This window comes from Rhodopseudomonas sp. BR0C11 (genome assembly GCF_010820945.1).
Classification (GTDB): domain Bacteria; phylum Pseudomonadota; class Alphaproteobacteria; order Rhizobiales; family Xanthobacteraceae; genus Rhodopseudomonas; species Rhodopseudomonas palustris_H.
This window is the reverse complement of the sequence record NZ_QTKI01000099.1, coordinates 1-13,467: the sequence shown is the minus strand read 5'-3', so window position 1 is coordinate 13,467 and position 13,467 is coordinate 1. Positions and strand designations below refer to the sequence as shown.

13 protein-coding genes and 2 pseudogenes are annotated in these 13,467 nt (G+C 65.9%); 10 read left to right on the top strand and 5 right to left on the bottom strand.

Going from position 1 to position 13,467, the window contains the following annotated elements; all coding sequences use genetic code 11:
• From DYI24_RS10380 to DYI24_RS10370, 3 genes are all read left to right on the top strand, one after another.
• The coding region (locus DYI24_RS10380; RefSeq protein WP_164572235.1) for an FUSC family protein at nucleotides 1–1,367 on the top strand (1,367 nt) is incomplete at its 5' end.
• Nucleotides 1,367–1,576 carry a DUF1656 domain-containing protein gene (locus tag DYI24_RS10375; RefSeq protein WP_011157507.1) on the top strand — a complete coding sequence of 70 codons (210 nt, stop codon included), beginning with the start codon at nucleotides 1,367–1,369 and terminating at the stop codon, nucleotides 1,574–1,576. The genes DYI24_RS10380 and DYI24_RS10375, both read left to right, overlap by 1 nt.
• 11 nt (nucleotides 1,577–1,587) lie before the next feature.
• Nucleotides 1,588–2,463, top strand: coding sequence for an efflux RND transporter periplasmic adaptor subunit (locus DYI24_RS10370; protein WP_164572234.1), 876 nt, complete (start codon nucleotides 1,588–1,590; stop codon nucleotides 2,461–2,463).
• 187 nt (nucleotides 2,464–2,650) lie between these two features.
• Here DYI24_RS10370 and pqqE read toward each other — a convergent pair.
• The 5 genes and pseudogenes from pqqE to pqqA form a co-directional block, all read right to left on the bottom strand.
• Nucleotides 2,651–3,813, bottom strand: a pseudogene (pqqE, locus tag DYI24_RS10365) (pyrroloquinoline quinone biosynthesis protein PqqE).
• Nucleotides 3,810–4,118, bottom strand: coding sequence for a pyrroloquinoline quinone biosynthesis peptide chaperone PqqD (pqqD, locus tag DYI24_RS10360; protein WP_164572233.1), 309 nt, complete (start codon nucleotides 4,116–4,118; stop codon nucleotides 3,810–3,812). Before pqqD ends, pqqE begins: the two are co-directional and overlap by 4 nt.
• Before the next feature lie 4 nt (nucleotides 4,119–4,122).
• Entirely contained in the window at nucleotides 4,123–4,887 is a 765-nt protein-coding gene (gene pqqC / locus DYI24_RS10355; protein ID WP_349627762.1) for a pyrroloquinoline-quinone synthase PqqC, read from the bottom strand.
• On the bottom strand, nucleotides 4,884–5,810 hold the full coding sequence (pqqB, locus tag DYI24_RS10350; RefSeq protein WP_164572231.1) for a pyrroloquinoline quinone biosynthesis protein PqqB: 927 nt from the start codon (nucleotides 5,808–5,810) through the stop codon (nucleotides 4,884–4,886). Before pqqB ends, pqqC begins: the two co-directional genes overlap by 4 nt.
• Before the next feature lie 112 nt (nucleotides 5,811–5,922).
• Entirely contained in the window at nucleotides 5,923–6,003 is an 81-nt protein-coding gene (pqqA, locus tag DYI24_RS10345; RefSeq protein WP_013503240.1) for a pyrroloquinoline quinone precursor peptide PqqA, read from the bottom strand.
• Nucleotides 6,004–6,333: 330 nt separating this feature from the next.
• Here pqqA and DYI24_RS10340 point away from each other — a divergent pair, with 330 nt between their 5' ends.
• The 7 genes and pseudogenes from DYI24_RS10340 to DYI24_RS28290 form a co-directional block, all read left to right on the top strand.
• Nucleotides 6,334–7,065: a GntR family transcriptional regulator gene (locus DYI24_RS10340; RefSeq protein WP_164572230.1), complete on the top strand. Its 732-nt coding sequence runs from the start codon at nucleotides 6,334–6,336 to the stop codon at nucleotides 7,063–7,065.
• A 147-nt stretch (nucleotides 7,066–7,212) separates the two neighbouring features.
• A complete protein-coding gene (gene frc, locus DYI24_RS10335; protein WP_107355134.1) occupies nucleotides 7,213–8,490 on the top strand; it encodes a formyl-CoA transferase in 1,278 nt (425 codons plus the stop codon).
• Between the two features lie 168 nt (nucleotides 8,491–8,658).
• Nucleotides 8,659–9,951 (top strand): oxalate/formate MFS antiporter, encoded by a 1,293-nt coding sequence (gene oxlT, locus DYI24_RS10330; RefSeq protein ID WP_107355133.1) that lies wholly within the window; start codon nucleotides 8,659–8,661, stop codon nucleotides 9,949–9,951.
• 100 nt (nucleotides 9,952–10,051) lie between these two features.
• Nucleotides 10,052–11,032, top strand: coding sequence for a 2-dehydropantoate 2-reductase (locus tag DYI24_RS10325; protein ID WP_107343907.1), 981 nt, complete (start codon nucleotides 10,052–10,054; stop codon nucleotides 11,030–11,032).
• A gap of 217 nt (nucleotides 11,033–11,249) precedes the next feature.
• Nucleotides 11,250–12,035 carry a fumarylacetoacetate hydrolase family protein gene (locus DYI24_RS10320; RefSeq protein WP_164572229.1) on the top strand — a complete coding sequence of 262 codons (786 nt, stop codon included), beginning with the start codon at nucleotides 11,250–11,252 and terminating at the stop codon, nucleotides 12,033–12,035.
• A gap of 239 nt (nucleotides 12,036–12,274) precedes the next feature.
• Entirely contained in the window at nucleotides 12,275–13,270 is a 996-nt protein-coding gene (locus DYI24_RS10315) for an NAD(P)H-dependent flavin oxidoreductase (RefSeq protein ID WP_164572228.1), read from the top strand.
• A 45-nt stretch (nucleotides 13,271–13,315) separates the two neighbouring features.
• A pseudogene (locus tag DYI24_RS28290) lies at nucleotides 13,316–13,467 on the top strand (quinone oxidoreductase); the annotation flags it as partial.

Here is a 13,467-nt window from a genome sequence, read left to right as displayed (position 1 = left end):
ACACCAATCTCGACCAGAGCGCGACGCGTTGGATCAAGCAGTTGCAGCCGCGGATGCTGCTGCTGTTGCCGGTGATGTCGTCGGTCGCCGATCGCCTCGACGAACTGCAGCCGCTGGGCGGCCCTTCGGCCCCGGTCGCGGCGCTGGTGGAGCGCACCCGCATCTGGATGGAAGGCGACGAGCCCGGTGACGCCGCGGTCCGTGACGCCTTGCTGGTTGACGTTCAGGCCGAGATCGATCAGCACCCGCATCGCGGCGGGTGGCGCGACCTGCTCGAACTCGGACTGCTGATGCGGCTTCGGGATCTGCTCAACATCCAATCCGACTGTATCGCGCTGGCTGCGGCAACCACCGGCAACGCCACGACGCTCGATGCGCCCTTGCACTATCCGATCGAACAGCATGTCGCGGTGGTGAAGCATCAGGACCACGGCATGGCGCTGCTCGCCGCGTTCGTGACGCTGTTCACCGTGATCACCTGTTGCACCTTCTGGATCGTGTGCGCCTGGCCGGCCGGCGGCACCGCCGCGATGATGGCCACGGTCGGCACCAGCCTGTTCGCCGCACGCGACGATCCGTATCCATCAATCGTCGGTCTGACCAAATGGACCATCGTGGCCGCTTTTGCTGCGGCGGCCTATCTGCTGCTGATTCTGCCGGCGGTGCACAATTTCGAAAGTCTGGCGCTGGTGCTGGCACCCGCGTTCATTCTGTACGGCGTGCTGATGGGCGCACCCGCGACCTATCCGATCGGCCTCGGCCTCGCCGTCAACACCGGCAGTCTGATCGCGCTGCAGGAGATGTACACCTTCGACACCGCAAGCTTCCTGAACTCGACCGTCGCCGTGGTCACCGGCACCGGCCTCGCCGCGCTGGTCACCGCCGTGCTGCGGCCTGTCGGCGCCGAATGGAGCGCGCTGCGCCTGATCAACGCCAACCGCGCCACACTGGCGCAGGCCGCAGATATCAGCAGCGAGAACCAGCGCGCCAGCGTCGCGGGACTGATGATCGACCGGATGATGCTGCTGGCGCCCCGCGCCGCCGCTGCCGGCCACACCATGCCGGAAGCGCTGCGCGAGCTGCGCGCCGGCTTCAACATTCTCGACCTGCATCGGGCGCGACTTGAGCTGTCGCGCGGCGCCCGTCGCCGGCTCGAGCTGCTGCTGATCCGGCTGGAGCGGCACTACGCGTCGGCTTCGATAGCGCCACCGGCCGGACTGCTCAGAACCCTCGACCGCGCCCTCGCCGCGGTTCGCAACGAGCCGAGCGGCACGGCGCGGCGCGCGGTGCTCGGCCTCGTCGGCCTGCGCCGCTGCCTGTTTCCGACCGCGAAGCCGCCCCGCCTCGCCCTTCAGGAGGCCGCCTGATGACTGCTGAACTCAACATCCTCGGCGTGTTCGTGCCGACCATCCTGATCTGCGCCGCCGCGGCGTTCATTCTCACCAGCCTGGTGTCGCGCCTGCTGGTGTGGCTCAACTTCTATCACCTCGTCTGGCATCACACCTTGTTCAATCTCACCATCTTCGTCGTCATCGTGTTCGTCGCTCTCGGTCTCGTTTCGGGGTGGCCGCAATGAAAGGGCCAGCCATGGGAAAAACTCCGCTTCTGCTCGTCCGCCTCAGCGTCACCACGCTCGGCGTCCTGGTCGCCGCACTGATCGGCTGGCGGCTGTGGGTGCACTACGAGATCGAGCCGTGGACCCGCGACGGCCGCGTTCGTGCCGACGTGGTCGCAGTGGCGCCGGACGTCTCCGGTCTCATCTCGGAGGTGCTGGTCATCGACAACCAGGTGGTGAAGAAAGGCGACATCCTGTTCCGGATCGACCGCGAGCGCTTCACCTTGGCGCTGCGCCAAGCCGAAGCGGCGGTCGAAGGCCGCGTCGCCGCGCTCGACGCCGCTAACAAGGATCTGGCACGCTATCGCAATCTCAGCAGCGACGCCGTCACCGAACAGAAGCGCGAGCAGATCACCGCCACCCAGGCCGAAGCCGAAGCGGCGCTGCACCAGGCGATCGCGGATCGCGACCTCGCCAAACTGAACCTCGACCGCTCCGAGGTTCGTGCCCAGGTCGGCGGGCTGATCACCAATTTCGATCTGCGCCCCGGCGCCTATGTCAACGCCGGCAGCGGCGTCGCGGCGTTGATCGACCAGGCGACGCTGCATGTCGATGGTTACTTCGAGGAAACCAAGCTGCCGTCGATCAAGGTCGGCGACCGTGCCGAGGTGCGGCTGATGGGTGAGCGCAGCCCGCTCTATGGTCACGTTCAGAGCATCGCCGGCGGCATTGAGGATCGCGACCGCAGCGCCGGCGCCAAGCTGCTGCCGAACGTCAACCCGACCTTCAACTGGGTGCGGCTGGCACAGCGCATCCCGGTTCGCATCGCGCTCGATCAGGTGCCGCCCGACGTCCGCCTCGTGGTCGGTCGCACCGCGACCGTGGTGATCGAGCGCCGCGGCGGCTGACCGCGCTACACGACCTATCTTCCGTCATTCCGGATTGCGCGCTCTTGCGCGCAAGTCCGAAATCCATAGTCCCTGGACTCGCGGTGACGCACTAAGGCTGCGAAGCTCTGCCAAGAAACAAAAGCCAGTGGTTATGGATTGCGGGCTCGCGCTCCGCGCGCCCCGGAATGACAAAAGATAGGCGATGCTACGCGCCCTCGACCGTCCCACCCGCAAAATTGCGATACAGGAAGCGGTCGCTGCCAGACGCGGCCTCCGCTTCTGCGGTCTTGAAGATGCGGTCGTGCAGCGGCGACAGCGCACAGGCTGGGTCGGTCGCGGCGGCATCGCCGGCGAGCGCGAAGGCCTGACAGCGGCAGCCGCCGAAATCGATCTCCTTGAAGGCGCAGCTGGCGCAGGGCTGCTGCATCCATCCGGTGCCGCGATAGCGGCCAAACGCCTCGGCGTTCCGCCAGATCTCGGCGATCGACGCGCCGCCCCTCACCGACGGAAAGTCGAGCCCGGTGATGGTTTCGGCACCTTGCCGCTCGGCGAGATGTTGAAGAACTGCCGGCCCCAGCCCCCCATGCACTTCTTCGGCCGTGCCGCGTAGTAATCCGGGATCACGTAGTCGATCGCCAGCACGCCTTTCAGCTGGTCGCGTGCCGCCTCGACCGTCGCGGTGCAATCCTCGATCTGCGCTAGCGTCGGCATCAAGGCGGCGCGGTTCTTCAGCGCCCAGCCGTAATACTGCACATTGGCGACTTCGAGCCGGTCGGCGTCGAGCTGCACCGCCATCTCGATGATGTCGGGCAGCAGGTGCAGGTTCTGCCGGTGCATCACTGCATTGACGGTGAGCGGCAGATCGAGCTCGCGGGTCCAGCGCGCCACCTCGAGCTTCTTGGCGTGCCCGCCGGCAAAGCCACCGACGCGGTCGGCCAGCGAAGCCTCGCTGCCCTGAAAACTGATCTGCACATGCGCCAGCCCGGCATCGGCCAGCGCCGCCAGCCGCTCGCGGCTCAGCAGCACCGCGGAGGTGATCAGATTGGTGTAGAGCCCGACCTCGGTGGCGTGACGCACCAGCTCGACCAGATCCTTGCGCGCGGCCGGCTCGCCGCCGGAGAAATGCACCTGCAGCACGCCGATGCTCGCAAGGTCGCTGAGCACCCGCTTCCACTCGTCGGTCGACAGCTCCGCGCCGCCCCGCTCCAGCTCCAGCGGATTGGAGCAATACGGGCATTGCAGCGGGCAGCGATGCGTCAGCTCCAACAGCACGGCGAGCGGAATGCCGAACGTCTCCGCGACGCTGCCCGGCTTCTCCAGCACGGCGACGCCATCGGAACCCGCAACGCTGGTGGCGGCCTCGGTCACGGCGCGGTCTCCCGCGCCTCGGTGAGAAAGCCCTTGTCGGCGAGGTCCTGCAGCATCGTCACCACGTCGCGGCCGATCTCGCCACGGTCGGCAGTGTACTTCGCCGCCAGCGCATCGATGATCGCCGCCACATCGCGCGCGCCGTCACAAAGCTGCAGGATCTCAACCGCGATCTCGTCCGGCGCCAGCACCCGCTCCGGCGCCAGGATCACCCAGCGCTGCCGGGTGTCGTCGAACTTCAGACGGGCGTGGCGCGGCAGCACCGGACGGCTCGCCTCGCTGACGCTGATCCGGCGCGGCGCCATCGGCTCAGACTCCTTCCGGCACGAAGGCGCCGGGCGGGATGTGGCCGTCGACATAAGCGTGATGCAGCGCGTCGAGCTGCGCCCACAGCACGTTGGTCTTGAAGATCAGCGCGTTGCACACCGCCTCGCGCTCGCCCGGGGTGGCGGCGTGCTGCTTGACGTAGCGCAGCGCAAAGTCGGCATCGCGCGGCGCCTGCTCCAGCCGGCGCTTGAAGTAGCTCATGATCTCCGGATTGACGAAGTCGTAATGCGCCAGCATGCCCGCAATGCGCTCTTCGTGCAGATTGGGCGCAAACAGCTCGGTGAGCGATGACGCGATCGCTTCCAGCGGCGTACGATCGCGGACGAAGTGCACATAGGCGTCCACCGCAAACCGCGTCGCCGGCAGAATGCCTTGGGTGGATTCGACATAAGCGCTGTCGAGGCCAAGGCCTTCGGTCAGCTTCAGCCAGCGCTCGATACCGCCTTCGCTGGACAGATCGCCGTCGTGATCCTCGATCCGGTGCCGCCACTCGACGCGGGTGGCGCGGTCGCGAAACCGCGAGATCACCACCGCGTCTTTGATCGGGATCGAGCTCTGATAATAGTAGCGGTTCAGCGCCCAGGCCTGCACCTGGCCTTTGTTGAGCTTGCCGCCGTGCAGCAGGCGATGAAACGGATGCAGATTGTGATAGCGCGCGGCACCGATCTGGCGCAGCGCCGCTTCGAGCTCGTCGGCATTGGCGAGCGGCGCGGCGCCGTTCAGCGAAAACGCGGTCATCGCATTCACAGCGTCACCTCCGTGCCGTCCGCCGGGATCTGCCAGCCGGCCGCTTCGATCTGCCCGCGCTCGGCCGAGTGAGCCAGCAGCGCCGGGTTTGAGTTGTTGACGTGAACGAATAGCTTTTGCCCGATGCCGAGATCGGCCAGCGCAGCGATCGCGCCATCGTGGCCCGCCATCGCGATGTGCCCCATTGCCTGTCCGGTCTTGGTGCCGAGGCCGGCGGCGATCAATTCGTCGTCGCGCCACACCGTGCCGTCGAACAGCACCAGCGGCGCGCCGGCCAGCCGTGCCTTGAGATCATCGGTGACGCGCGCGCACGCGGTCAGCACATGCACCGTCTGGCCGGTCGCGGCCTCGGTGATGGTCAGGCCGAGCGTATCGCCCTCGCCGTCCGCACCACCGGGATGGGTCTGCCCTTCGAGATACCAAGCGCCCTTCCCCGGCACCGCAAAGGCGCTCACCTCGAGGCCGGACGGCGCGCCGTCCGGGAGCCGAAGGGCGAACGGCTGATCGACCGCGATCGGCTGCCGTGCCACCAGCTTTTCATTCAGCACGTTGAAGATGCTGTTGGCCTTCAGGATCGCCAGCACCTTGGCGTGTGCATAGATCGTAAACGGCGAGCCCTCGCGCATCGACAGCAGGCCAGTGACGGCATCGACCTCACCATTGGTGAGGATCACACCGGCAATTGGGCTGTGCCGCAACGCGCCGGGCCGCGGATGCAGTTGCGGCGTGGCGATGATCTGCTGGCGTAAGTCCGGGGCAGCGTTGATAAGGAACCAATGCGCGCCATCGGCGCTGACGGCCACCGACGCCTGAGTGCGGCGAAGTTCGGGATCGGCGAACGCCGCGCGGCAGACCGGACAACCGCAATTCCACTGCGGCACCCCACCGCCGGCTGCGGCGCCGAGAACGATCACCCGCAGCATCGACCGCCTTCCACTGAAGTCTTCAACGACGACGCACGACCGCTCACCGTCGCGACCGACAGAAACTGCCGGCCGCGCCGTGTGCCGTCGTCACAACGAAGCTGCGATTCGATTACTTGCGCGCCGCGCAGGCGTACATGTTGATTTCCATGCCGACCGCGATCTCGACGATTTCCGGTTTCTTCCAGGCCATGAGGTCCTCCCGATTTGCTGGTCTGATGCCGCAATGGAATGAGGATAGGTCTGCTTCCTAACCCGCGCAAGCAAACAGCGTTGCGCGGTGCAGCGATCACTCCACGGTGAACGGCGACCGACCAACACGGAAGATACCCGCCTCTGGTCGTAATCGCGCCCCGGCTTCCCGCCGGCAAAGCGGACCACCGGCACTTCCGAATGCTGGCATGCCAGAACGTCCCGCGAACACTCCGCGAACGCACAAACCGCCTTGAGAACGGCTTGACCGGTTGGCATCTGGTATGCCAGATCTGGGTCGACGGCGGCCTACCCCCGCCTAAGGACCTCCATGATCGCGCGTGCCCGCCCCACTCCGAACGAGACGCCCGCCGAGCCCGAGCTCGGCATCATGCGGCTCGCGCCGGAGACCAGCTTCAAGACCAAGGCCTACGAGGCGCTGAAGCAGGCGATCCTGAAGATGGACATCTACACCACGCCCGAGCCGGTGATGCTCGACGAGCGCGCGCTGTCGGACAAGCTCGGCGTCAGCCGCACGCCGATCCGTGAAGCGATCGCGATGCTCGAGCAGGAAGGCCTGGTGAAGGCGGTGCCGCGCCGCGGCATCATCGTGGTGCGCCGGACCAAAGCCGAGATCGTCGACATGATCCGCGCCTGGGCGGCGCTGGAGAGCATGGCGGCGCGGCTGATCACCATCGTGGCGCGTAAGCGCGACATCGCGGCGCTGCGTGACGTGTTCAAGGAGTTCGGTCCGGGCCGCCTGCCGCAGGATCACATCGACGAATATTCCCGCGCCAACATCGTGTTCCACCAGACGCTGATCTCGCTGAGCGAGTCGCCGGTGCTGGTCGACATGACCAACGACATCCTGATCCACGTCCGCGGCTATCGCCAGCTCACCATCGGCCGCAAGGAGCGCATCGCCGCCTCCCTGCCCGGGCATCTGGCGATGATCGAGGCGCTCGAAACCCGCGACACCGAACTCGCCGAAAAGCTGGCGCGCGATCACACGCTGCGGCTGGCTGCTTATGTCGAGACCCACGGCCAGGAGCTGTTCGCCTGACGCACGCCTATCCACGTCATTGCGAGCCGAAGGCGAAGCAATCCAGGACGCAAGCACGGGCCGCTGGATTGCTTCGTCGCTTCGCTCCTCGCAATGACGAACTGAGAGCTGACCTCGACAAGAAATTGAACACCACGGAGTAACCAGATGACCAAGGCGCTCGACGGCGTTCGCGTTCTCGACTTCACCCATGTCCAATCCGGCCCGACCTGCACGCAGCTGTTGGCGTGGTTCGGCGCCGACGTCATCAAGGTCGAGCGTCCCGGCAGCGGCGATATCACCCGCGGTCAGCTGCAGGACATCCCGAAAGTGGACAGCCTGTATTTCACCATGCTGAACCACAACAAGCGGTCGATCACGCTCGACACCAAGAACCCGAAGGGCAAGGAGGTGCTGACCGCGCTGATCCGCACCTGCGACGTGCTGGTGGAGAATTTCGGTCCCGGCGTGCTCGACCGCATGGGCTTCACCTGGGAGAAGATCCAGGAGATCAATCCGCGGATGATCGTCGCCTCGATCAAGGGCTTCGGTCCTGGCCCATATGAAGACTGCAAAGTGTACGAGAACGTCGCGCAGTGCACCGGCGGCGCTGCCTCGACCACCGGCTTCCGCGAAGGCCTGCCGCTGGTCACCGGCGCGCAGATCGGCGACAGCGGCACCGGCCTGCATCTCGCACTCGGCATCGTCACTGCGCTGTATCAGCGCCACCACACCGGCCGCGGTCAGCGCGTCACCGCGGCGATGCAGGACGGCGTGCTCAATCTCTGCCGCGTCAAGCTGCGCGATCAGCAGCGCCTCGCCCACGGCCCGCTCAAGGAATACAGCCAGTTCGGCGAAGGCATCCCGTTCGGCGACGCGGTGCCGCGCGCCGGCAACGATTCCGGCGGCGGCCAGCCCGGCCGCATCCTGAAGTGCAAGGGCTGGGAGCAGGATCCGAACGCCTATATCTACGTCATCACCCAGGCCCCGGTGTGGGAGAAGATCTGCGACGTGATCGGCGAGACCGGCTGGAAGACGCATCCGGACTACGCCACGCCGCCGGCGCGGCTGTCGCGGCTGAATGAGATCTTCGCCCGGATCGAACAGTGGACCATGACCAAGACCAAGTTCGAGGCCATGGAAATCCTCAACGCCGATGACATCCCCTGCGGCCCGATCCTGTCGATGAAGGAACTCGCCGAGGATCAGTCGCTGCGCGCCACCGGCACCATCGTCGAAGTCGATCACCCCGCCCGCGGCAAGTATCTGTCGGTCGGCAACCCGATCAAGCTTTCGGACTCCCCCACCGAGGTGAAGCGCTCGCCGCTGCTCGGTGAACATACCGACGAAATCCTACGCGACGTCCTCGGCTACAGCGACGCGCACGTCGCCGAGATCCACGATTCCGGCGCGACCGCCCCGCCGCGCAAGCAAGCGGCGGAGTAATTGCTGCATCGCATTCGCCGCGCCCGAATACCACGGGCGCGGTCGGACTAACTCGTCCGCATGTCATAACAAGTCAGGTTGTTATTTCCCTCCTTGCGCCTGGTGATTAGCACGATCACAATGGCGACGGTACGGCTCCCGACAGAGGCGCCGGCTCACGGAGGAAACATGACGGACACGGTGCACGGGGTGGCCGCCGCGCAGACGCGGCGCGTGAGTGAGAGCTATCGCTGGACGCAACTCGCCATCGGCGTCGGCGCGATGGTGATGATCGCCAACTACCAATACGGCTGGACGTTCTTCGTCCCCGACATTCAGAAAACCTTCGGCTGGGACCGCGCCTCGATCCAATGGGCATTCACCCTCTTCGTATTGTTCGAGACCTGGCTGGTGCCGATCGAGGGCTGGTTCGTGGACAAATACGGTCCGCGTCTGGTGGTGCTGATCGGCGGCATCCTGTGTGCGATCGGCTGGGCGATCAACGCGCAGGCGACCACGCTGTCGGGCTACTATCTCGGCATGATCGTCGCCGGCATCGGCGCCGGGGCGGTGTACGGCACCTGCGTCGGCAACGCGCTGAAATGGTTTCCGGACAAGCGGGGACTAGCGGCCGGATTGACGGCGGCTGGATTCGGGGCCGGCTCGGCGCTCACCGTCGCGCCGATCCAGGCGATGATCCGCGACTCCGGCTTTCAGACCACCTTCATGTACTTCGGTCTCGGCCAGGGCATCGTGATTGTGTTCCTGTCGCTGCTGCTGCTCGCGCCGAAGCCGGGACAGGTGCCCTCGCCCACCCGCAACGCCAACGTGTTCCAGACGCGGCGCGACTACCGGCCGACCGAAGTGCTGCGCCAGCCGGTGTTCTGGCTGATGTACTTCATGTTCGTGATCGTCGGCGCCGGCGGGCTGATGGTCACCGCCAACCTGAAGCCGATCGCCGCCGACTGGAAGATCGCCGACACCCCCGTCACGCTGATGGCGATGACCATGACGGCGGTGACCTTCGCGGCCACCTTCGATCGCATCCTCAACGGCCTGACGCGGCCGTTCTTCGGCTGGATCTCCGACAAGATCGGCCGCGAGAACACGATGTTCATCGCGTTCGGGCTCGAAGGCATCGGCATCTACGCGCTGTATGCGCTGGGTCAGGATCCGGTGTGGTTCGTGCTGCTGTCGGGTCTGGTGTTTTTCGCCTGGGGCGAGATCTACTCGCTGTTCCCTTCGACCTGCACCGACACGTTCGGGGCGAAGTTCGCCGCCACCAATGCGGGGCTGCTCTACACCGCCAAGGGCACCGCGGCCCTGCTGGTGCCGCTCGCCAACTCGCTGCAGCAATCGAGCGGCAGTTGGGACCTGGTGTTCCTGCTCGCGGCCGCCGCCAACATCCTGGCGTCGCTGCTCGCGCTGCTGGTGCTGAAACCTTGGCGGCGCAGCGTCGTCGCCAAGAGCGAAATGGTCTGACCGGCGCGGCGGCAACGCGCGCGCCGCAGACCGATCTGGTGTCACCGCGGCGTGGCCGAACGGCCACGCCTGTCTTGTCGTCTGTCTGATGGGAAATCGCATGAAAGTCTGTATCTATGGCGCCGGCGCGATCGGCGGTTATCTCGGCGTCCAGCTCGCTCACTCCGGCGCCGCCGACGTCAGCCTGGTGGCGCGCGGCGCGCATCTGCAGGCGATGAAGGAGAACGGGCTCAAGCTGCTGATCGGGGACGAAGAGCGGGTGATCAAGCCCAACGCCACCGACAAGCCAGCCGAGCTCGGCGTGCAGGACTTCATCATCATCTGCCTGAAGGCGCATTCGATCACCGGCGCGATCGAGTCGATGAAGCCGCTGCTCGGCTCGCACACCCGCATCGTCACGGCGGTGAACGGCGTGCCGTATTGGTACTTCTATAAGCACGGCGGCAATGAGTTCGAAGGCCGCACCCTGGAGAGCATCGATCCGGGCGGCCGGCAGTGGAAGGAGCTCGGCCCCGAGCGCGGCATCGGCTGCATCGTCTATCCGGCGACCGAGATCGAAGCGCCCGGCGTGATCCGCCACGTCTATGGCGACAAATTCCCGATCGGCGAGCCGTCGGGCGAAACCACCCCCGACGTCGAGAACCTGTCAAAGGTGTTCGAAGCTGCCGGGCTGAAGGCGCCGATCCTCGACCGCATCCGCGACGAGATCTGGCTGAAGCTGTGGGGCAACGTCTGCTTCAACCCGATCAGCGCGCTGACGCATGCCACGCTGGACGTGATCGCGTCCGATCCGGCGACACGCGCGCTATCGAAGGCGATGATGCTGGAAGCGCAGCAGATCGCCGAGACCTTCGGGGTCAAGTTCCGCGTCGACGTCGAACGCCGCATTGAAGGCGCCCGCAAGGTCGGAGCGCACAAGACCTCGATGCTGCAGGACCTCGAGCGCGGCCGCCCGATGGAGATCGATCCGCTTGTCACCGTGGTGCAGGAAATGGGCCGGATGACCAACATCCCCACCCCCGCGATCGACTCGGTGCTCGGCCTCGTGATCCAGCGCGCCAAGGTGGCGGGGCTGTACTAATCGAGCGCACTCCCCTCCTCGTCATTCCGGGGTGCTCGCGCAAGCGCGCGAACCCGGAATCCCGAGGTTGTTAGCAACGAAGCCTCTCCCCGTCATTGCGAGCGCAGCGAAGCAATCCAGAAGCGCCGAGCACGGAGCTGGATTGCTTCGTCGCTACGCTCCTCGCAATGACGCTGAAACAGCTTCAGTTATAGGAACGACAAAGGAGACCATCGCCGTGACCAAATGGGTTCGTTTTCGCGCCAAGGGCGCGGTCGGGTTCGGCATCATCGCGCATTCCGATATCATCGTGCATGACGGCGACATGTTCGGCGCCAACAAACCGACCGGGCAGACTCTGCAGCTCGGCGATGTCGAGCTGCTCGCTCCGTGTACGCCCAGCAAGATCATCGGGCTGTGGAACAATTTTCGCGCGCTCGCCGCGAAGCTCAACCAGTCGATCCCGCCGGAGCCTTTGTACTTCCTCAAAGCCACCACCAGCGTCGCATCGCACGGCGCCGTGGTGAACCGTCCCGCGTCCTACGACGGCAAGGTGGTGTACGAGGGCGAGCTCGGCATCGTCATCGGCACGCGCGCCAGCAACATTTCCGAAGCCGACGCCGCGTCGCACATCTTCGGCTACACCTGCGTCAACGACATCACCGCGGCCGATATCCTCAACCGCGATCCGAGCTTCCCGCAATGGGCGCGCGCCAAGAGCTTCGACGGCTTCGGTCCGTTCGGCCCGGCGATCGCCACCGGGCTCGATCCGCAGGCGCTGTCGATCCGCACCATCCTCAACGGCGCCGAGCGGCAGAACTATCCGGTCGCCGACATGATCTTCACTCCGCACAAGCTCGTCAGCCTGCTGTCGCACGACATGACGCTGGAGCCCGGCGACCTGATCTGCTGCGGCACCTCGGTCGGCGTCGGTGTGATGAAAGAACCGGTCAACGCCGTCACCATCGCGATCGAAGGCATCGGCGAACTGCACAACGAATTCCGTCAGGCGGCGAAAGCCTGACGCTCTCCACACGCGCCGTCATTCCGGGGCGCGCGAAAGCGCGAACCCGGAATCCAGAAGTTGCTTTCACGACGCAGTCATTCCGGGTTCGCTCGCTGGCGCGAGCGTCCCGGAATGACTCGGTGAGATGACGCTCCCCTCCCCACGCATTGGACATTTCGCTGTCGCTTCGGCAATCTCCCGGCCGCCAGCAACAGCAACAGGCGCGTCAGGCGCCGGATTGTCCAAGGGGGACCCAAATGATCAAGACCCGTTTCACCGAAGCCTTCGGCGTCGAACATCCGATCGTGCAAGGCGGCATGCAATGGGTCGGCCGCGCCGAGCTGGTCGCCGCCGTCGCCAATGCCGGCGCGCTCGGCATGATCACCGCGCTGACGCAGCCGACGCCGGAAGATCTCGCCAAGGAAATCGCGCGCTGCCGCGAGATGACCGACAAGCCGTTCGGCGTCAATCTCACCATCCTGCCGGCGATCAAGCCGCCGCCTTATGCCGAGTATCGCCGCGTCATCATCGAGAGCGGCGTCAAGATCGTCGAGACCGCCGGCAACAAGCCGCAGGAGCACGTCGAGGACTTCAAGAAGCACGGCGTCAAGGTGCTGCACAAATGCACCAGCGTCCGCCACGCGCTGTCGGCGGAGCGGATGGGTGTCGACGGCATCTCGATCGACGGCTTCGAATGCGCCGGCCATCCCGGTGAGGACGACACCCCCGGCCTGGTGCTGATCCCGGCCGCCGCCGACAAGATCAAGATCCCGATGATCGCGTCCGGCGGCTTCGCCGATGCGCGCGGCCTGGTCGCGGCGCTGGCGCTCGGCGCCGACGGCATCAACATGGGCACCCGCTTCATGTGCACCAAGGAGAGCCCGATCCATCAGGCGGTGAAGGAAAAGATCGTCGCCAATGACGAGCGCTCCACCGACCTGATCTTCCGCACCCTGCGCAACACCTCGCGGGTCGCCAAGAATGCGATCAGCCAGCAGGTGATCGAGCTGGAGAAGCAGGGTGCGACCTTCGAGCAGGTCAAGGAGCTGGTCGCCGGCTCGCGCGGCAAGATGGTCTATATCAACGGCGACACCGACGAAGGCGTATGGTCGGCGGGCATGGTGCAGGGCCTGATCCATGATATTCCAAGCTGCGCCGAGCTGGTGTCGCGGATCGTGCGCGAGGCGGAGGCGATCATCCGCGGCCGGCTCGAGGTCATGACCTCGGGCGGCGCGCGCGAGGCCGCGGAGTAAGACGCGCGCGCCGGGCCGGCGCCGCGAGAACAGGACAAGCTTGCGATGAAAGCCTATGTCTACGGCGCCGCCGGCGCCGCCATCACTGAAGTCGACAAGCCGGCGCCGAAAGGCCCGCAAGTCCTGATCCGGGTCCGCGCCTGCGGGCTCAACCGCGCCGCACCCGGCCTGCCCCAGGGCCCCCCGCCGGGCCCCGC